The sequence below is a fragment of the Lacibacter sediminis genome, from assembly GCF_014168535.1.
Lineage (GTDB): Bacteria > Bacteroidota > Bacteroidia > Chitinophagales > Chitinophagaceae > Lacibacter > Lacibacter sediminis.
In genome coordinates this window covers 581904-603904 of the sequence record NZ_CP060007.1, presented here as the reverse complement: position 1 = coordinate 603904, position 22001 = coordinate 581904, and the positions used below count along the sequence as shown (strand labels likewise).

Here is a 22001-nt window from a genome sequence, read left to right as displayed (position 1 = left end):
TTGAATGTCTGAGTAGCTACTTTAAGAAAAAGCTAATCTGAAAATTCTTCTATTAAAAACTTTAAGCTTGCTTATTATCAAGATGCATCTTAATTCTTTTGAATGACCTTATTAACTACCTCAGTTTTTGAAACGATCCTTAACAAATAAGATCCGGCTTGTAATTGCGAAGGAACATCAAGCATGATCGCATTACTGCCTTTATTAATAGTAAGTTTTCTGTTAAGAATAGAACGACCTGCTCCGTCCATTAACTGTACATCAACCTGCTCGGTCTGATGAGTAATAACCTGGAAAGATAATTTTGAACTGATCGGGTTAACAATGTTACTCACTTCAAATAATTTCTTTTGACCAGGTTGCACAAAAAGTACATTACTGAATTTTGTACCACCTTCCGTTGCTGTCATACGAAGGCGATAATAAACCTTTCCGTAAACAGGAGTCATGTCGGTAAACAGATATTGCACTTCTTCAGCCAATGCTCCTTTAGCCGCAACTTTTCCTATGGCAGTAAAGTTTTTACCATCGGTACTTCGTTCGATCGTATAACCAATTAAGTTTATCTCCTGCTTCGTTTTCCATGTTAACAGAGAAAGGTCATCTTTCAATTGAACATTGAATTGAAGTATTTCAACAGGCAAAACTGCACAGGAAGGTTGCACATTGATAGTTATAATATCAACGTCATTATACAAAGCACAGGTGCCTGATGAAAGATTTGTAGTTGATGTACCCACACGAATGCGGTATTTATAGCCGTTGTAAGTACTTGATGCTACAAACGAAGGCAATGCTGCAGTATCTCTGTATTCGCCACTGTAATTCGTAAACCCAAAACTTTGAACAGAAGGACTTTCAGGAGCTGAGATCCATGTTGCTCCATTATCGGTACTACGCTCCCACTGATAATAATTATAGTTATCAAAGAAAGTAGATACAGCCACGGAAATATCAACCTGGTTGTTATTACAATAAGTAGGTGAATTAGTTGGACGCATTGTTAAAGTAGGCAAACAGGTAGCAAAGGAGATGTCATCCATTACCCAGTCATTACCACCACCACCCGGTGCGTTATTTTTAATAGAAATAGTTAGTGCTGTTTGTCCAACACCTGTTTTAAACACAAAACCTTTTTTCACCCATTGACCCCATGTACCAATATAATCCATTGTACCGGTGTTGTAATAATCAATTCCATTGATCTGGAAAGTTAGATTTGGTTTTACACCCGATGAATCACCCGGTGCAGTTGGAATATAGCTTGCACTAACGGAAGTACCTGAAGCACCTGTTCCCGTGCTATCTGCGCCACAACGTTTACACACATTTCTAAACCAAGCCGAGAATTCGTAATAGGTATCTTCACACAACCCTGAAATATTTTGGTTGTTGGCAATACTTAATTGATAAGCTGCATTCACGGCAAGCATATAACCACCAGCCACCCCGCTTGCAGGAGGTGGATTACCAGCTAAAGGATCCGCCGCTCCAGTATGATCTCCAATAATATCCCACACACCAAATATCCTGTTACCGGAAGTGGTATTGGGACGTGCAACTGTTTGATCGGTTAATTGGTTAGGGCTTAAATTCTTTGTGACAGAAAAGTTACCGTCCTGCGGGTTACTTGCAGCCAACGCTACAAAGTTATAACCTGATACAGTTCCGGGATTTGTTCCGTTAAGACTGGTGCCCGATCCAAAATCGCCGCTACCTGCGTTTACATTATTGGCACCGGTTGCATTAGAACATAAACCATAGTTGGGATAAATAATAAACGAGAGACTGTTCGGGTTATTTGTATAATCAACTGCGCCTACTGATGACAATTGATTACGATATCGAACAGCACCTGAACCATAATTGACAATTGTGTTATATGCAATGGAAGCATCTACTGTAACACGATAAGATACCACTATCAATACACCATTTCCTCTCGGCCTGTGCGTACCCGAATTATAATATCCTCCCGTTGCACTATCAATTCCTGTTGAAGTAACAGAACTGGTTGGCATATTCGTTGTATCTCTTCCAAGATTAAATCGCACTGTTTTATTTGAGCCGTCATACATTGCAAAATCATCACCGGATGCGTCAGTATAAGCAGCGTATTGTTTTCCTTCGTTGGTAAGTAACTTCAATGAACCGGCAACATAAGTTAAGTTAGACGGAATGGTATCGTTATAACGTGCTCTGAAAATACGGTTGGTTCCGTTATTAGCAACGTTTACTGAAATCCTTATTTCTAAAACATCACCCGGAATGATCGTTCCTCCATTTGGTCTTGTGATATTAATAAAACTTTTACCTGTTGATACGTTAGCTGGCACTGCTGCTGCAGGTGTTGTAATGCAGATATTAAATGTACCGTTGCTTGTAATAGCAGATGAACCTGCTGAGTAAACTCTCACATAATAGACAGTACCACTTGTTAAGCTCATTGAGATGCTTCCACTGGTGCTGCAAAAGAGAGAAGTTAAACTTCCACAGGTTCCGGAGAATAATTCAAGATATGCACCGGATGCACTTAGGCTACTACCCAAACTGCTCAATGTAATAGTTGTCGTTGGTGCAACTGTCGCAGTAAAACTGTACCACACATCATCATCTGAAACCCCGCCACAGGAAGGTGCCGTTATGCCGGAGTTAGTTGCTCCAACAACAGTACCGGCTGTGTTTGTACAGGTAACACCTGGAGTAAGATTAATTGCACCTGCGCAGTTATCATTAGCTGGCGGCGAAACATGTGTAACACATATATTGTAACCGCCTGTTGATGTTAGCGCCGTGTTACCCATTGAGTAAACACGGATGTAATAAGTGGTGCCTATTGTGAGCGATGAGGATAAACTTAATGTTGAAGATGTACTGAAATTACAACCGAGTGATGTTAAACTGCCGCAGGTACCTGAGAACAATTCTACTACAGTGCCGGAAGCAGCCAGGTTAGTTTCTATACTACTTAATGAAACGGTTGTAATAGATTGTACCGCAGTAAAACTATACCACACATCATCATCGGCAGTGCCGCCACAAGAAGGAACTGCAACTCCTGAATTTGTTCCACCAATTACCGTACCTGCTGTACTACTTGTGCAAGTGTTTAGATAAGAGGTTAATGAAACAGCCGATGAACAATTATCATTTGCAGGCGGGGGAGCAGGATGTGTAATGCAAATTGAAAATCCTCTTCTGTTAGATGGGTTACCTGTTGTAGTACTTGTAGTATATACACGCACATAATAAGTTGTACTCACCGATAATCCTGTTGCAACAAGGCTTGACGAAACACTTTGGCAACTGATTGAAGTAAATGAACCACAACTCCCGCTTAGTATTTCAACAAATGTATTTGCACCGGTAAGGTTTGAGCCAAGACCGCTTATTGTTATTGTTGTTGTAGATGACTGTGCAGAAAATCGATACCAAACATCATTTGTTGTTGTGTGCGAACAACTGGCTCCGCTATTAGGTCCATCCTTTGTCGCATCTTGCAAGTCGCCAACCGTATTAGAGCATGCAATACCAGAAGTTAACAAAACAGAACTTCCACATGTATTATTAGCTGTTTGTCCAAATGAAAAAAATGGAATTGCTGTTATAGAAAGCAATAAAACAAGAACTCGAATTGATTTCGGGTATGGAAACAGTTTCATAGTAATTGGTACTTAGGGTAGTGGTATACCTTTACAAAAGTCATGAAATAATATTAAGCAACCTATAGTAAAAGTTCTTAATTATCCAGTAATAACACGAGAACTATCTACTATATTACTTTCATCATGCTCTTAAAAAAAGGTACACCAGTTTTCAATATAGTGTAATATACTTAGTTTTTCAGGATCGTCTTTTGAATAGATTTCCCTTGAACGGTAACTTTCAGAAGAAACATACGTCCCTGTAAGTATGCCGGATGTTGAACAGTAATAAAATTTACTCCGGTTGACAGAAAACGCTTCTCTTCCTTAACAATTCTACCTGTAATATCCATTAAATGCAGGAGTACTTGCTGATTATTATCACTTACCACTTCAAGATTGATCTGTTCATAAGAAGGATTATTGAGCACCCGCAGTTCAAATTCGTTTCCTTTACTATTTACAGTATTTACAGGACTATACTTAATTCCTGTAATGGTTTCCATCTTTACACGATAATAGAATTTACTATCTGTTGGCGTCTCATCATTCCAATTATATTGTTGTTTCAATTCTCCTGCTACCCTACCCGCCTCGGTAAATTGTCTGCCATCCACACTTCGTTCAATGACGAATGTGGTATTAGCCATCTCGCCAAAAACTTCCCACGAAAGCTCGGCTTTACGAATGTTAAGTTTACAGTTGAATTTTTTGAACCCCGCCTGCAATACATCACAAGTGGCATTTAAACCCAATGTGATTACATCAGTAGTATTGTAAGATGCACAACTGTTATTGGAGAGATTTGTAAGTGACGTTCCTACCCGAATCCGAAAACGATGTCCGTTGTTTGCAGGGTTTGCAATAAAACTAGGGTATTCAACTGTATCAACATAATACGGTGAATTGTAAGTGTAACTGAAAGTTAAAGGTGATGGTGATAATGGAGCATTATTCCAGCTTGCACCATTATCAATACTACGCTCCCAACGGTAATATTGATAGTTACTGTAAAATGATTGAACAACGACAGACATATCCACTTGGCCATTTTGGCAATACACGGGATTATTTGATGGGCGCATTGCTAAACCCGGCAAACAGGTTGAAAACGAGACATCATCCATTACCCAGTCATTACCACCGCCACCGGGCGCATTATTGCGGATCACAATGTTTACTGAGTTTTGACCGGCTCCTGTTTTAAAGAGAAACCCCTTCTTTATCCATTGACCATTGTAATCAAGATTACCTGTTGTATAATAATCCATACCATCAACCTGGAAAGTAAGATTAGGTAATACACCTGCTGAATCATTTGTATTAGGAACAACAGGTGCCATATAACTTTTAAAACCGGTTGACCCGGAGCCTTTGCCCGATGTATCACAACTGCACCGTCTGCAAATATTTCTGAACCAGGCAGAGAATTCATAATAGGTATCGGGGCACAAACCATTTACAGTTTGTTGCACAGCATTATTAATACCATAAGCTGCATTTACTACAGCCATATAACCACCCGGCTGACCAGCTGTTGTTGCAGGATTGCCCAAAACAGGATTTGCTGCATTTGTATGATCACCTATTATATCCCATACATTAAATAAGCGATTGCTGTTAGGATAAGCGAGGCTTACATTGGTACTGGCAGTTGGACTTGTATTATTTGCAACAGTAAACATGCTGTCGTTAGGACCAGTTGTGGGCGATGAAAACGCACGCCATTGATAACCTGGTACAACTGTACCGGCAGCAGGGGCAGGATTAAGATTCTGTGTTGAACCACTACCGAAGTTTCCTCCATTACCTACAATTGAATTATTACCTACTGCATCACATACCGGTAACGGATCAGTTACCATTACCGTCATTGTATTTAAACGGCGAACAATACTCGGAAGGGTTATTTCACTTAAAGTATTGGCTGTCTTGTAACGAAATGCGCCGCCCGGAATAGTGAATGTATTTCCGGCCGTTGTATTTATAGTGACTCTGTATGTGACCATAATAATACATGTACCACCATAAAAACTTGGCCGGCCTGTATTATAGATCCTACAGCCAGAAGCTGCGGGCAAAACATCAATTATATTAGGTGCAGCAACAGCATTGTAAGCAGCTGTTTGTCCGCCGCCACTTCTTGTAAGGCTACCAATATTTACACGAAGCACACCAGCATTAAATCTTGCTTCGTCATCACCACCTGCATCCGTCAATAAACCGTTTACACGTAAAGGGGTACCATAATTCATGCCTTCATTAGTTGTGAACCGAATACTGTTGGCAATATAAGTTGTGCCAGTGGGAATGGTATCGTTATAACGGGCAAAATAAACAGAGCTGGATGATACGGCAATTACAGCACGTATCTCTAATTGATCTCCATTTTGAATAGTACCACCTGTTGGTTTGCTGATATTGATATAACTTTTACCTGTTTGAACAGATTGTGCAAACACTTTACCGGAAAAGGTTGAAGCAAATAAAATAAAAATAAGTTTATGAATACGGAGTAGAGATTTCTGCATAAGCTATCGGATTAAAAACAAATTAAATTAAACAGGAATATAAAAGTAGTCTGCTGATCAATTAAAACCAAGATGAATAACTACTGTAATTCAGATCCAGTAATTGATGCATCAACATTGTAGTTCATACGAAGTTTTACAACGGTAGTATGGTAATTGATTCTTATGCCCGGGGGAACTGTAAAACTGCACTTTGCTCATTCCCGTATTTTCCGAATATAATAAAGGAAAACTTCTATAGGTGAGTAAGTAGAGTCATCCTACTTTTACAACATCCAAACAATCCTTGTAAAATCATGAAACGTATCCTGCTTATAGCATTCCTCATTTTGAGTGTCACTACTGTTTTTTCACAGGTCCCGACAAATAACGATTGTAGTGGTGCCATTTTACTAACAGTTAATTCAAATACTACCTGTACTACTACAACAGGCGGGACATCTGTAAACGCTACTCAATCACAAACTGCTTGTTCAGGAAATGCGGACGATGATGTATGGTATAAGTTTATTGCAACTGGTAGCACACATGTTATTACAGCCACCCCGTCTGGTGGTGGTGGTAGTGCGATTAGCGATATTGTTCTGGAGGCGTTTGAGGGAAGCTGTGCAGGTTTAGCATCGTTCGGTTGTATTGATGCAACAAGTGCAGCCGCAGCTGAGACAACAACTTTAGGAGGCCTAACGATTGGCAATACCTACTTTTTCAGAGTTTATAGTAGTGGTAACTCAGCGAAGGCAGGGACTTTTACACTTTGCGTTACAACTATTCCATCACCTTCAAATGACAATTGCTCGTTTGCTACTTCATTAACCTCAAACACAACCTGCGCCCCTACAGCAGGGACTTTAATAGCAAGTACCAACTCCGGCGTAACAGTTGCTTCATGTGGCGGCACTGCCGATGATGATGTGTGGTATAGCTTCACTGCAGCACAAGCAGCAACAACAATTTCATTAAGCAGTATTGCAAGTAACTTAAGCAGTTCAGGAACAGTTATAGAGTTATTCTCTGGTGGCTGTGGAAGCTTAAATTCTTTGGCCTGTAACTCAGGCACAGCAGCCACTTTGAGCCTGAGCAGTTCACTTACAATCGGGTCTCTGTATTATGTCAGAGTATATTCGTCTGGCAACACTGCAATTACATCAAATGGCAGCTTTGATATTTGTGTAACACATACTGCACCACTTGCAAACGACCTCTGCTCCAGCGCAACCAACATCACACCTGTAACAACCTGTGGTGCTACGGCCAATCAAACTTTATTAAATGCTACTACTACCGGTAGCCCAACAAATGGCGCCGGAACAACAAGAGATGTGTGGTACACGTTCACAACACCTGCCAACATCAGGAATGTGCAAATTGCAACGTCAAATCTTGGAGGCAATCTTACAACATCAAATACGTACATTGAAGCATTCACCGGTTCAAGTTGCGCTTCAGGTGTATTCACCGGAACTTCCATTGCTACAACAGCAAGTGGAACGTCAACTCTTTCATTAACGAACCTTACCCCATCAACACAATATTACTTCAGGGTGTTTACAACCGGCACAGCCACAGGTGGTACAACTGCCAATTGGGGATTCGACATCTGCGTTTCATATACAGCAGTACCTTCAAACGATGAGTGTGCAGGTGCTCTTACACTTACTCCGGGTACAACCAACTCAGCAGGTACAGTGTTAAATGCAACGGCCAGTGGAACAACAGTTGGTTGTGCAACAGGTACACCCGATGATGATGTTTGGTATAAATTCACGACTACTTCAACACAAACTTTTGCAACCATTACAGTAACAGCAGGTGCTACCTTAAGTGCAAACGGAGCCATGATACAGGTTTATTCCGGCACATGTGGCAGTTTAACCAGCATTGCGTGCGGACAAAATGAGGTTACAATAAGCAGTGGATTATCAGTATCAACACAATATTTTATAAGAGTATATTCATCTTCTGCCTATTCAACCACACCAGCTTCAGGATCAGTAGCGAACAACATCAGCATTCTTGTATCAGCACCACTTACAACCACGAACATTACTGCCGGTAAAATGAATGAAGTTTACAGGCAAACAATATTATCAGCAGCAAATGTGCTGGCTGATCCATGGGAAATAACTTATGGCCCCGATAACTATTTATGGGTAACAGAAGCGAAAGGTTATAAACTTAACAGAATAAACCCGGTTACGGGAGCGAAACAAGTGGTGTTAGATATTTCGCAAAACAGCACATTCTTTTCATCACCTGCAGACCAGGCATTCAATTGCCAGTTTGCAAATGGTGCAGGCGCACAAGGTGGTTTTGCAGGCATGGCCTTACATCCTAAATTTTTAGATGCAAGTTCACCACAGAACTATGTTTATATTTCTTATGTACACAGCAATCCTTCAACTGCAGTTTTCGTAAACCGTATTGTGCGGTTTTTCTACAACACTTCAACCAATAAATTAGAGTCGCCTGTTTCAATATGCGATACTATTCCCGGAAGCGGAGATCATAATTCTCAACGAATGATCATTACTCCAATGACACAAGGTGGCAGCGATTATTATTTATTTTATGCTGCTGGTGATATGGGAGCGGGTCAACAGTTTCCTACTATTAATATTACAAGAGCAATGAAAGCACAGGTGCTTAATGCGTATGAAGGAAAAATTTTACGTTTTGCGCTTTCTGATTCCTGCTCTGGCACCGGTAATCAAAAATGGATACCGGACAGCAACCCGTATAATGATGTAGCGCCCATAGTTGGAAAGAGTGCAGTGTGGAGTATTGGTATGAGAAACAACCAGGGGTTTGCATATAATCCTGCATTAAATATTCTTTACGGATCATCACACGGTCCATTCAGTGATGATGAAATAAATATCATTGAAGGTTTTAAAAATTATGGACATCCTCTTGTAGTAGGCTACGCAGCAGATGGTAACTACAATGGCACAACAACACCAGGATTAAGTACCAGTATTTCTGTTGGTGTTCCTTATGGTTGGACAGGCGGTTCATACACTGCTGATGGTCAAGCGGCAGCCGCATCAACTGCTCCTCCTATTGGAAACGAAGTAACTAATATGAATGCCATTAATGCGAATGCTGCTTTATATGGTGCCTATAAAGATCCGTTGTTTTCTGCTTATCCCGGAACCGGTTCTGGAACTGTTTCCTCTATTTGGAGTGCAGCCACAACTCCTGGTAACGCCGGTTGGCATTCAGAAGGATGGTCAGGCTTAGATCTTTACACACACACATTAATTCCAGGTTGGAAAAATTCTTTACTGGCTGCAGGTTTAAAATGGGGACGCACCATTCGATTAAAACTGAATGATGCCGGCACAGCAGTTGTTCCTGTTGCCGGAGCTGATACGGTTACCTATTTTCAAAGTACCAACCGATACAGAGACATTGCATTTGCTCCAAACGGAAAAGAAATTTTTCTTGCGATGGATCGCTCCGCTGCCGGATCGGCCGCAACAGTTGGAAACCCTCCATCTACAGTTGGTAGTTGTCTTGGTTGTGTGGTTAAATATGAATTCCTTGGTTACAATCCCACAGGTACTTCGCCTTTTCCAAGTTCAATACCAACAAGTATTCCAATTGATTCGAGCACAAACGCAGGTTGTGTTACTGCAACAGCAATCACTATTAATGCTGAAAATGGAAATAATAATTTATGGGTACCCATTACAGGACCTAATGGAAATATCATTGCAGAAATAGATGCCAACAGTAATGATCTTGGCAACATTACTACTTCCTTCTTTACCAGAACAGGAAATCCTGTAAGAACAGGGTTTGGCAATAAATATTTAAACCGTAACGTCACCATTAACGTTCAGAACAATCCACCTGCTACACCTGTTTCTGTACGATTATATCTTACAGCTCAAGAGCTCGCAGATATGGTATCAACAACTGGCAGTAGTGTTACAGGCATTGCTGATCTTTCTGTTTTCAAAAACAATGATCCTTGTGGTACAACAATGGCATCATCTGCACTTGGACAAACTGTTACAGGAAGATATGTTCAATCAACTTACGGCCACGCCATTCAGTTTGATGTTACTTCATTCTCGAGTTTCTATTTTATGTCTTCTTCATCAACTCTTCCGTTTGACCTTTTCAGCTTTACCGGAAAAGCAGTTGCTGATAATTCAAGACTTGAATGGGTAGTGAATAATGAAGTAGATGTTATTTCTTATTCAGTTGAACGCAGTCTTGACAATGTTAACTTTGAAGAGATTGGAAAAGTGGATGCAAAGAATATTCCTGCTACAAACCTTACGTACAATTTCATTGATTATAACGCAGGCAAACTGGCAAACAAAGTTTACTACCGTGTTCATTCAAATGAAAACAACGGAACAAAGAAATACACCAATATTATAGATGTAAGCTTTGGCGCATTGCAAAACGTATATGTAAATGTGTTCCCGAATCCTGTGGTAGAAAAAACAACTGTTACGATTAATGCTATTGCTGACGAAACAGCACAATTGAAAGTGATTGACAATACCGGTCGCACTATCCAGACGCTTGAGATCAACCTTGTAAAGGGTAAAACCAACTTACAACTTGATTTGAGCAACTATAAAGCAGGTGTTTACTACCTTGATATTAATGGCAAAGCAATCAATGAAAAAGTGAAACTCATCAAACAATAAACAACTGTTAAAACAAAATCCCTGCTGAACTACGGCAGGGGTTTTGCCGTTAATAAAACAAATAACCATCATGAAGAATATACTCATCCCTGCATCTTTTCTGGCTGTTGCACTTACAGCTGAAAGAAAGCTATTGAAAACCGAGAACCAGTTGCTGGTCATTCGTGAAGAAGAAAAGAATGTAGCATCACGTCTGTATAGTTTGTTTTTCCATGAGCAACCAAAAGAAATTCAACCGGCTTTTAAAGATGAGCCGATTTCTGAACCTGATTATTACAGCAGTTATGAATAACAAAAAGGAGAAGCTATGCTTCTCCTTTTTTATTTACTGTTGATGTATTTATATTTTACCAACCATGTTCGCTGGTATTACCCATTCATCAAACTGCTCTGGAGTAACATACCCAAGTTGCACTGCCATTTCTTTCAATGTTGTTCCCTGCTTGTGTGCCTTCTGTGCAATTTCAGCTGCCTTGTAATAACCGATCTTCGTGTTGAGTGAAGTCACCAGCATCAAACTGTTCTCTACATGCTTTTTAATGTTTGCTTCAATAGGTTCAATACCTACAGCACATTTATCATTAAAGCTTACACAGCCATCGCCAATTAATCTTGCACTGTGTAAAAAGTTGTAGATCATTACCGGCTTAAACACATTCAATTCAAAATGCCCCATTGCACCACCAACATTGATCGCTACATCATTACCCATCACTTGTGCAGCGATCATAGTTAGTGCTTCACACTGAGTTGGGTTTACTTTACCCGGCATAATAGAAGAGCCTGGTTCATTATCAGGAATAAAAATTTCGCCGATACCGCTACGAGGACCACTGCTTAACATACGAATATCGTTTGCAATCTTCATCAAGCTCACTGCAACTGTTTTCAATGCACCGTGTGCTTCCACAATTGCATCGTGTGCTGCCAATGCTTCAAATTTATTTTCGGCTGTTTTGAATGGAAGCTTGGTGAGCTTAGCAATATGCTTCGCTACATTTACATCATAGTTTGGTGGAGTGTTGATACCTGTACCAACTGCAGTGCCACCCAATGCCAATTCACTTAAATGAGCAAGTGTATTCTTGATCGCCTTTAATCCATGATCTAATTGTGATACATAACCGCTGAACTCCTGTCCTACTGTAAGTGGTGTTGCATCCATAAAATGCGTACGACCGATCTTTACTACTTTCTTATAAGCCTTTGCTTTTTTATCTAGTGTATTCCGCAACTTCTCAATACCCGGAATGGTTGTTTCAATTAAAATTTTATAAGCTGCAATATGCATGGCAGTCGGGAACGTATCGTTACTGCTCTGGCTTTTGTTTACATCATCATTTGGATGCAGGTATTTTTCTTTATCATCAAGCTTTCCACCATTCAATACATGACCACGGTAAGCAATCACTTCATTCACATTCATATTGCTTTGTGTACCGCTACCGGTTTGCCAAACAACAAGTGGGAAAAAATCATCCAGCTTTCCTTCGAGTATTTCTTTACATACTTTACCAATTAATACCGCTTTCTTTTTTGGCAAAACGCCTGCTTCATTGTTTGTAATGGCAGCCGCATGTTTCAGATAAGCAAATGCCCGGATGATCTCTTTCGGCATACGATTGATATCCTGTGCAATTTTAAAATTATCGATACTGCGTTGGGTTTGTGCACCGTAATAAGCATTGACGGGAACTTTTACTTCACCCATTGTATCTTTTTCGATCCTGTAGCTCATAATAAATGATTTTTTGTAAGTTCGGAAAGTTGCGCAAAGGTAGGTGTTAAGTGATTTTGATTTCCTAATTTGAGTTTCTAAATCGTATGACAAAATTCATTTTTCAGTAGCCGTTTGCTTTATCCTCACTATCGTTTGCTTTGGACAAACCCCGCCACCTATAGAACGCCTCATCAGTTAAAATAGGAGCCCGAAGACATTTTCAACTCCACAGAACCGGATTGTTTCAATGATGCCGCATCCTAAAAACAGCAGGCATAAAAGGTAATGTCATCACCATCAAACATCATAATTGATTTTATTTGTGCCCACCCAGATATGCCAAAAACACTGTTCGGAAATTAAAAGGAATAATGACGGAGGTCGTGAAGTGAAAGAATCAGGCAGAACATGAAAAAGAGACCATATGAACTACCAGCTGGACTATGTTAAAAAATGAAGGATTTAAGGCATGACTGGTGTACCATTATCGGAAACATAACGATTTTTCCCAAAGTAGCGATAACCTACGATCCCCCCATGTAAGCAATAAGCTCAATGATATCTTTACGGGATGAGAAATTAACATCTTTTCTTTGATAATATTTCTTTAACTGCTCTTCCTTTTCCGGATAAAATGAAAAAATATTCTTTTTTGTAACGGGAATAAACTGGTTGAACTTGTTACCTATGAAAAGAGCTTTTCTACGTGTAACAGTTGTGACAATACTTGGAGTTAGAGTAAGCTTTGTATTATTTGGAACAATAAATGAAGAATAAGAATCTGTTCCCCCTTCTGTTGTTGTTCCATAGGCACCAACTTTCTTTTTACTTAATACTGCAAAAAAACTGGAAACACCTAACTTAACATTGCCAATAGCTGTGTCTAATTTTACAAACCTTACACCAGTATAATAAAATTCATCTTTGCCAATAACAACTGAACTGGTTTCACCGGGATTTAGAATAGTAAGGGTATCACCATTTGCAGCAATGAATAGCATTTCTTCATATACAAAATTATAATTGATTTTTGCAGAAGACCGCTTACCGTCTTTAAAATAAACCACACCCTGTTCAAATTTCGAATACTCAAAGGCTTCGCTTTGAGGAATAATTTCCAGGATGCTTTCACCAGGCTGAATTATGTATTTCTTCGACGCTTGTGTAAAAGAAAGAAAACGGAATCCGATAAACAGCAGTAGAAAAACATATCGTTTCATAAAATATTCTGAGTTTATATTAACAAATTAATTTGAATATAACCTATCGAGGAAAATCTGCTTTCCTCTTTTCCAGAAACGCTGTGACTCCTTCTTTCATCTCGTCCGTACCAAAACATTCGCCAAACAATTTGATCTCGGCGTCGAAGCCATTTTGAGTATTATCAAAATGGGCATTTACAGCTTTTATTATTTTGCCCACTGCATTTGGTCCTTTTGTCATTATCACTCCCAGCAGCTCCTTCGTCTTTGGCAACAACTCTTCGGCAGTCGTCACATAATTAACAAGGCCAAATTGCTTTGCTTCGTTGGCGTCAATCATTGCCGCTGTCATCATTAACTCTATAGCTTTCCCTTTTCCGATCAATTGCACCAATCGTTGTGTGCCTCCATAACCCGGGATCAATCCAAGATTTACTTCCGGCTGACCAAACTTTGCATTCTCACTTGCTAAGCGGAAATGACAGCTCATTGCTAACTCGCAACCTCCTCCCAATGCAAAACCATTTATAGCAGCAACAATAGGTTTCGATGAACGCTCAATTTTATTGAATACCATTTCCTGCCCTTTTCTTGCCAATGCTTCTCCATCCGTTGCATCCATCGAAAGAAATTCGGATATATCAGCCCCGGCAACAAAAGCCTTTGGTCCCGAACCTGTGATAATCGCTGATTTAATTTCGTTGTTATTGTATACTTCATCAACAGCAGCGGACAATTCTTCAATCACTGTTTTGTTGAGTGCGTTTAATTTATCCGGACGATTGATGGTAATAATAAAAACTCCATCTTCTAATGAAGTAAGTAACGTTTGATAACCCATATAATTAAGTTTAAAAAATGTAAAATCAGAAAGAACGATGCTTCGATACCCAATCTTTTATATATGCTGCAATATCTTGTGTATTGGTACCAGGCAGGAATAATTTACCAACGCCCATCTTTGTTAATGCATCCACGTCTTCATCCGGAATAATACCGCCGCCGGTTAGCAACACATCATTCATTTCCTTTTCTTTCATCAAATTCAACAGGCGGGGAAAAACAGTCATGTGTGCACCACTTAAAATACTTACACCAATGGCGTCCACATCTTCCTGCAACGCAGCATTCACAACCATTTCGGGGGTTTGGCGAAGACCGGTATAAATCACTTCCATACCTGCATCACGTAATGCGGTAGCAATTACTTTGGCACCACGATCGTGACCATCCAGTCCAACTTTTGCAACGAGTACTCGTACGGGTCTGTTCATACAGCAATGTTATGCTGCGAAAATAGGCATTTCAGCTAACGATTGTAAACAAGCAAAGAAGGAAACATCGTTTACAATTTTTTTCTATTGAACTCCTGCTTCATTTGTTTCAATCCTTCTGCGGCCATTTTTGAACCTATTGAATCAACATTTTCAAAGAAGATCACTTTATCGCCCAACTGCCGGGAATGTTTGTACGTAACAGAATCGATCAACGTTACTTTTTCAAAATGCTGAAATACTTCATCATCTGCACCGGGCATTCGCCGGCCAACAAAAATTAAATGCTTAAAGCCAAATTCATTGGGTATCCAATGCAGGAACGATCCGTTATCGCTGATCACTTTTGACTTGAACTGTGCATCTTTTCCATAGTACTTCAATGCGCCGGCTAATCCATAATGGCGGCAATAAACAACAGTACTGTCTTTATCAACTTGAGGTAATGACTGATACAATTTCTCTGTTTTTTCAGTTATTTCTTTCCAACCTAAATAATCAGCAAAGTCCTGTGGTAACGAATGATTCTGTTGATCTTCCCATTGCAACATACCCGTTCCTTCCACATCACGCTTTTGATAAAATGCGGCCAGCTTATCCGGCTCCCACAATGGCATAGCCATCGGCAACGTGAACCCGGCAAGAAAAAGAATAACTGCAACTGTTACCCATCTCAACGATTTCAGTTTTACGGTTGTCCATTGTTGTAGCGCCACTGAACCCGCCGCAAACAACATAGGATATAAACCCATGGAATAATAATTTTTTCCACTGCTTACAATCAATAATACAATTACAGTAAGGTATATCCAGGCAAGCATCCGATAGGGTTTGCTTTTTGCAGTAAAGAGCCAGATCAATCCCATCACCCAAATAAAAAATGCCGTGAAATACATCAATATCTGTCCCATTAAAAAATCAACCGGACTTAAAAATTTCAATTGTGTTTCACGCAACTCTTCCATATGATGCAGCAATGGCCAGTTATGATTGTATTGCCAAATTAAGTTGGGTAATGCAATAACTAAAGCCAATAAACCTGCACCATACAAATGCTTATTCAACAACAACGAACGGTATTGCGTAAGTAACAGTGCAACTGCAAACCCAATAATAAAAAATGAAACAGAATTTTTACTCAACCATGCACAGCCAAATGAAAAACCGATCCAATACAGATATTTGATTTGTTTGGAATTGATATACCTGATAATGAAATAAGCACTCAACGCCCACCAGAACACTTCCAGAAAATTAGCCTGAAATAAAAAGTGTAAGCGCAGGTATGCAGTAAACATGATACACAAGCCGGCAACAACTACTGCAAATAATTTTCCCCCCATTTCCAAAACCATTGCGCATGTGACGATGAGTGTGATTGCACCAAAAAGAGAAGGCCAGAATTTTACCCAGAAAAAACTTCCTCCAAATACATGTGTCAGGTATGATAACCAGGAAAGCATTGGTGGCACTTCCATATAACCCCATGCTAAATGACGGCCTTGTTCTAAATATAAAAATTCATCTCTGTGTAATTCATAAACGGGATGCTGCAGAAAAAACGGCAATGCAAATTTGATGAGTGCCAGCAGTAGAATAAATGGCCAGACAGATTTGGTAAGGTTCATGGAGTTAAGATAATAGCTATTGCGTAAATTACAATATGAACTATCGAAAATTTGGCAACACAGCATTAACAGTAAGCGAAATTGGTTTTGGTGCATGGGCCATTGGCGGTGGGGCTATGGTTGGCACTACTGCTATTGGTTGGGGCGATGCAGACGATAACACATCCATCAAAGCCATCCATGCAGCTTTGGATGCAGGTATCAACTTTTTTGATACTGCTGACATCTATGGTCTAGGCCATTCAGAAAAAATGATTGGCAATGAAATCGGCAACAGAAGCGATATAATCATTGCTACGAAAGTGGGCAATGTTGCACGTAACGAACAGTTCACAGTTGATTATTCAAAGGAATATATCCTCAATGCCTGTGAAGCATCATTGAAACGATTGAACAGAGAAGTTATTGATTACTATCAATTGCATACAGCACGCTTAGCACATTTACAAAATGGCGAATGCATTGAAGCAATGCAGCAATTACAGCAACAAGGTAAGATTCGTTACTGGGGCTTATCGTTAAATACATTTGAACCAAACGATGATGCAGATTTTTTTATGAATAATGATCTTGGCAATGGCTTTCAACTGGTATTGAATATCATTAATCAGAAAGCACTACCCCTAATAAAAACAGCTTCGGCAAAAGGTTATGGCATTATTGCACGTATGCCGTTACAGTTTGGTTTACTTACGGGTAAGTTTGATGAGCAGGTAAACTTCACCGACAATGATCATCGTAAAAACCGGTTAACAAAGGAAGTAATTGATGCCACTTTACGTGCAACAGAACCGGTTTGGAACCTGTGCAGCAAATACAATTGCACAAAAACACAACTGGCGTTGAGTTATATTTTGAGCTATGAGGAAGTGTCTACGATTATTCCCGGTATTCGTACACCCGAACAGGTGAAGTTGAATACGGATGGATTGTTCAAGCTGGATAAAGCAGATCAACAACTGATTGAAGAGTTGGGTACAAGTTCATTTATTGAGTTGATGGAACTGATACGGAAACAAGGCTAACGCCGGAATAAAAAATGCCTCTGCAAATGCAGAGGCATTTTAAGTATCAATAAATTCTTTATAGTAAACTCAATGCAAACTCAACCCTTTTCACTGTTTCTTCTTTGCCAATCATCTCTGCAATTTGAAATACAGCCGGACCAAACTTGCCACCCACCAACATGATTCGCATTGGCAATTGCAGTTCCCCTGGTTTGATTGCTTTTGCAGCAGCCAGTTCTTTAAATGCATTTTCAATCGTTGTTATCTCCCATGTGCCAATTGTTTTCAACACATCAACATATTCAACAAAGAATTGCTTCTTCTCTTCCGTCCACTTTGGTTTGACTGCGTCAAGCTCTAATGATTCTGGTGCTTTAAAGAAGAAACCTCCCTGCTGTACAAAATCAGGTAACAGTGTGCAGCGGTCTTTCACCAGTTCAATCACTTTTTCAAGTTTTGCTGTATCACTTACATCAATACCGCTTGCTGCAAAGTATGAATCAATCTGCAATCGCAAATCCGAAACCGGCAATCGCTTGATCCATTCATGATTGAACCACTTTGCTTTTTCATAATCAAATTTAGCACCGGCACTGTGTACACGCTTAATATCAAAACTGGCAATCAGTTCATCCATTGTGTACAATTCTTTTTCTGTACCATCGTTCCAGCCAAGCACGGCCAACATGTTAATAAATGCCTCCGGTAAAAATCCTTTTTCAAAAAAGCCTTCGGTCAATTCATTTGTTTTAGGATCAGTCCAGTTCATTGCAAACACAGGAAAACCATATTTAGCACCATCACGTTTACTTAACTTACCACTTGGACCAAGTATCAATGGCAAGTGAGCCCATTGCGGCATATAAGCATCCCAGCCCAAATATTTCCACAACAACAAATGCACGGGAGCGCTTGGCAACCATTCTTCTCCACGAAATGCATGGGTGATCTTCATTAAATAATCATCCACCACAACCGCCAAATGATAAGTAGGCATGCCATCAGCTTTCAATAACACTTTATCATCAACCAATCCGGTTTGGAAACTTACTTCGCCACGGATCATGTCAGTAAAACTCAACACATCATTTTCCGGCATTTTAATACGGATCACATGCGGTGTATTTTTTTCCAACAGATCCTTTACTTCATCATCCGTTAAGTTTAAACTGTTCCGCATGTTTTTTCTTGCACGGTGATCATATTGCGGCGATGGGTTCTCTTCTGTTTTCAAATCTTCACGCATCTTCTCCAACTCTTCTTTGGTATCAAATGCATAATAAGCAAAACCACGTGCTACTAACGTTTCCGCATAACTGCGGTACATTTCTTTTCGTTCACTCTGGCGGTAAGGTCCGTACGGTCCATTATGCACGGGACTTTCATCTGGCTCCAGTCCACACCATTTTAAACAATTGAAAATATATTCTTCGGCACCAGGCACAAAACGTGTTTGGTCGGTATCTTCAATACGCAACACAAACTCGCCGCCATGATGTTTGGCAAATAAATAATTATACAACACGGTGCGTACACCGCCTAAATGCAAACCTCCCGTTGGACTGGGGGCAAAACGTACTCTTACACTCATGGCGCAAAGATAAAGTCTAAAACCCCAAACCCCTAAAGGGGCTTTAAACGTTTTCAATTTTATACCTTCACCACATCAATGAAGAAACATTTCTGCCTGCTTATTTTAATTTTGACTTGTGTTGCCACGTATGCGCAGACTGATTTTACATTTCCTTCGCTTGTTGTGGAATATGACAGTGCCATCGTTTTCCGTAATCTGAAGCTGGTTCCTATCAAAAGAATCGAGCAATCAAAAGACAGGGACTATGTTTCTCCCAACTCTATTTCATTGAAAGTCGGTATGGCAAAAGGATCTGTGAAATTGAAAGAGCGGGGAAATTATATGCTGGATAACATCAATGTATTGTTGATTGAAAACAACAGTGGCAAAGATCTCGTGATCAAGAGTGGTGAAATAGTGATGGGCGGCCGGCAGGATCGGGTATTTGCCAGGGACACTATTCTTGAAACAGGCAAGCAACATCTTGTTCCTGTCTATTGTATTGAAGAAAACCGCTGGAGCGAAAAAGAAAAAAAGTTTTTCTATCGTGGTACAACAGGAAGTGGGCTCCAAACGATCATAGATACTGCACAAAATCAAACAAAGGTTTGGGATGAGATAAGACGTTTGCTGAAACAAAACAATCAAACAGGTTCTTCATCTTATGCAGCATTGTTGAATAACAAAAAAATTGCTGACACGTCACAACAATACATCCGTTATTTTCTGCAGGCATTGAGGAGTAAGGACAGCAGTATTGTGGGCATCATTGCTTCAACCGGTCATAAAATATTAGGTGCTGATGTTTTTATCAGTACGTCATTATTTTATCAAACATTACCGGGCTTGCTAGAAAAATATTGTACCGAAGCTGTACTTACAGGTACAGCTGCATCTGCAAATCATAGTCGTGAATCGGTCTATACCAACGAAATGCTTTCACCACAAACACAAAATTCATTTTTATCAAAGAAAGGAAAACGATTTTTTTATAAAAACGTATTGATTCAGTTAACCGGATTCTCTCATCTGTACTAACTTCAATTATGTTTTACATTGCATCAACACCGTGGTGGCTACGCATATTATTCCCGTCTGATCTTACGTGGAGTTTTCCTTCAAAAGAAAAAGTTTTATACTTAACATTCGATGATGGACCAACACCCGGTGCTACAGAATTTGTGTTAGATGAATTAAAAAAATACAATGCACACGCAACATTCTTTTGTATTGGTAACAATGTGCAGCAACATCCTGACTTATATCAACGTCTTTTTGCAGAAGGTCATCGTGTAGGCAATCATACATACGATCACTTAAATGGATTTCATACAAAAGATGAATTGTGGTTGAATAATATCAAAGAAGCCGCAAAATGGATCGATTCAGATCTTTTTCGCCCACCTTATGGAAAGATCAGAAGCTTTCCGGCAAAAGTGTTGAAGGAATCGAACCCTCCTTTCAAAATTATCATGTGGAGTGTGCTGAGTGCCGATTTCGATACCAATATCAGTCCGCAAAAATGTTTCGAAAATGTAAAAAAGCATACAAAACCGGGTAGTATCATCGTATTTCACGATAGTGAAAAAGCTTTTTCCAATCTGCGGTTTGCGCTGCCTGAAGTGTTGAAGTTATTTTCGGGTGAGGGTTACCGTTTTGAAGTAATACGCTAGAAATGAGCTGAAAAAAGGAGGGCCGGGGTGGAAACCCTGGCCCGTTTTTAATCCGTACCCTATGAAAACTTTTGCTAAGGTACAATTTCTTTTATCAGATGCAAGTGTTTTTTCTTAGGGCAACGTAATGATTCTAGGAGGGTTCCCATTAATACTTAATTCAGCTTTATTATCGCAACGGCCATCCCCGAAATCAAGGATTCCGCTTGTGTTGTTGTACTTGATACGCATCTTTCCTTTCGAGATCCAACGGCAGGTAAATTTCTTGAACAAGGGCTCAATTACTTCATGGCCCCATGTCTTGCCACGGCTGTTTTCGCCACGGCCACCGCCGGTGATTGAAAAGATATCATCCAACGGCCAGAATGGAGTGCCGTTTCCTTCGATTTGGGCAACTGTACGCACACTGTTCCAGGCTACCCAACGGCCGCTGTCCCATGTTAGTTTACCCTCGATAACTTTCGTAGTAAAGATGCGGTTGTTACTGGTGCTGTTATTGGTTACTTCATGCTTTCCCTGCACTTTTACGCTATCGATCTTATGATTTTCGAAGGTGGTAGTGGCTTTGCTGCCGGGAATACCCATAGGACCTGTGAATACCGTAATGATCTTTCCTTTACGGACCTTACCATCACGACCAAGGCAACCATCACCGAAATTGATTGTGACTGTTTTTGGGAAAACGCCCGGAGTATTTGGACTTACTGTTATTGTGAAACAACGGATACTGTCTACACGACCAGTAATGTCTCCGCCTTCTATACGGCCGAAAATGCCTACACCGGCTGTAATACCGAGTGATTCGCCATTGGCTTCAGCACCAATACCCATGGTATTATTAAATACATCGTCGTAAGCAGCTTCAGCTTCGTTGTTACTTTCAGTGCTTTCAACGGTGTTTAATTCGTCTTCCTTTGATTGGCTTGCTTCTTTTTTACAGGCTGTAAATGTTAGAGCACCCAGCAGCAGGAATGCTAATGTGCCTTTTGTTAAGATTGAACTTGTTTTCATGATATACGCTTTTGGTGGTTTATTTTAAAAACTGAACAGTACAAAGACTTGCAGCCCGTCCGTTGGTT

At 40.0% G+C, this 22001-nt stretch carries 14 protein-coding genes; 5 read left to right on the top strand and 9 right to left on the bottom strand.

The window, feature by feature from the left end; translation table 11 throughout:
* Positions 1–89: 89 nt before the first annotated feature.
* Both H4075_RS02785 and H4075_RS02780 read right to left on the bottom strand, forming a co-directional pair.
* Positions 90–3662 (bottom strand): T9SS type A sorting domain-containing protein, encoded by a 3573-nt coding sequence (locus tag H4075_RS02785; RefSeq protein ID WP_182803939.1) that lies wholly within the window; start codon positions 3660–3662, stop codon positions 90–92.
* Between the two features lie 173 nt (positions 3663–3835).
* Positions 3836–6175, bottom strand: a complete 2340-nt coding sequence (locus H4075_RS02780) for a hypothetical protein (protein ID WP_182803937.1) — start codon at positions 6173–6175, stop codon at positions 3836–3838.
* Positions 6176–6471: 296 nt separating this feature from the next.
* On the opposite strand from H4075_RS02780, the gene H4075_RS02775 reads away from it, so the two are divergent.
* Positions 6472–10845 (top strand): PQQ-dependent sugar dehydrogenase, encoded by a 4374-nt coding sequence (locus tag H4075_RS02775; RefSeq protein ID WP_182803935.1) that lies wholly within the window; start codon positions 6472–6474, stop codon positions 10843–10845.
* Between the two features lie 70 nt (positions 10846–10915).
* Positions 10916–11137, top strand: coding sequence for a hypothetical protein (locus tag H4075_RS02770; protein ID WP_182803933.1), 222 nt, complete (start codon positions 10916–10918; stop codon positions 11135–11137).
* Between the two features lie 48 nt (positions 11138–11185).
* Here the strand turns inward: H4075_RS02770 and fumC are convergent, their stop codons facing one another.
* The 5 genes from fumC to H4075_RS02745 form a co-directional block, all read right to left on the bottom strand.
* Positions 11186–12583 (bottom strand): class II fumarate hydratase, encoded by a 1398-nt coding sequence (gene fumC, locus H4075_RS02765; protein ID WP_182803931.1) that lies wholly within the window; start codon positions 12581–12583, stop codon positions 11186–11188.
* Positions 12584–13089: 506 nt separating this feature from the next.
* Positions 13090–13785 (bottom strand): hypothetical protein, encoded by a 696-nt coding sequence (locus H4075_RS02760; protein WP_182803929.1) that lies wholly within the window; start codon positions 13783–13785, stop codon positions 13090–13092.
* Positions 13786–13828: 43 nt separating this feature from the next.
* Positions 13829–14608 (bottom strand): enoyl-CoA hydratase/isomerase family protein, encoded by a 780-nt coding sequence (locus tag H4075_RS02755; protein ID WP_182803928.1) that lies wholly within the window; start codon positions 14606–14608, stop codon positions 13829–13831.
* Positions 14609–14633: 25 nt separating this feature from the next.
* Entirely contained in the window at positions 14634–15041 is a 408-nt protein-coding gene (locus H4075_RS02750; protein ID WP_182803926.1) for a cobalamin B12-binding domain-containing protein, read from the bottom strand.
* A 71-nt stretch (positions 15042–15112) separates the two neighbouring features.
* Positions 15113–16669, bottom strand: a complete 1557-nt coding sequence (locus H4075_RS02745) for an ArnT family glycosyltransferase (RefSeq protein ID WP_182803924.1) — start codon at positions 16667–16669, stop codon at positions 15113–15115.
* Positions 16670–16704: 35 nt separating this feature from the next.
* Between H4075_RS02745 and H4075_RS02740 the strand changes: the two genes are divergently transcribed.
* Positions 16705–17694: an aldo/keto reductase gene (locus H4075_RS02740; RefSeq protein WP_182803922.1), complete on the top strand. Its 990-nt coding sequence runs from the start codon at positions 16705–16707 to the stop codon at positions 17692–17694.
* 58 nt (positions 17695–17752) lie between these two features.
* Here the strand turns inward: H4075_RS02740 and gltX are convergent, their stop codons facing one another.
* Positions 17753–19267: a glutamate--tRNA ligase gene (gene gltX / locus H4075_RS02735; RefSeq protein ID WP_182803920.1), complete on the bottom strand. Its 1515-nt coding sequence runs from the start codon at positions 19265–19267 to the stop codon at positions 17753–17755.
* 78 nt (positions 19268–19345) lie between these two features.
* Here gltX and H4075_RS02730 point away from each other — a divergent pair, with 78 nt between their 5' ends.
* Together H4075_RS02730 and H4075_RS02725 are read left to right on the top strand one after the other, a co-directional pair.
* Entirely contained in the window at positions 19346–20287 is a 942-nt protein-coding gene (locus H4075_RS02730) for an ARPP-1 family domain-containing protein (protein ID WP_182803918.1), read from the top strand.
* A gap of 8 nt (positions 20288–20295) precedes the next feature.
* The gene (locus tag H4075_RS02725) at positions 20296–20922 is read left to right on the top strand and encodes a polysaccharide deacetylase family protein (protein ID WP_182803916.1); all 627 of its coding nucleotides are present in this window, start codon (positions 20296–20298) and stop codon (positions 20920–20922) included.
* 114 nt (positions 20923–21036) lie between these two features.
* On the opposite strand, the gene H4075_RS02720 is transcribed toward H4075_RS02725, so the two are convergent.
* Complete coding sequence (locus H4075_RS02720) at positions 21037–21933, bottom strand: hypothetical protein (protein ID WP_182803914.1); 897 nt, start codon at positions 21931–21933, stop codon at positions 21037–21039.
* Positions 21934–22001: the final 68 nt, after the last annotated feature.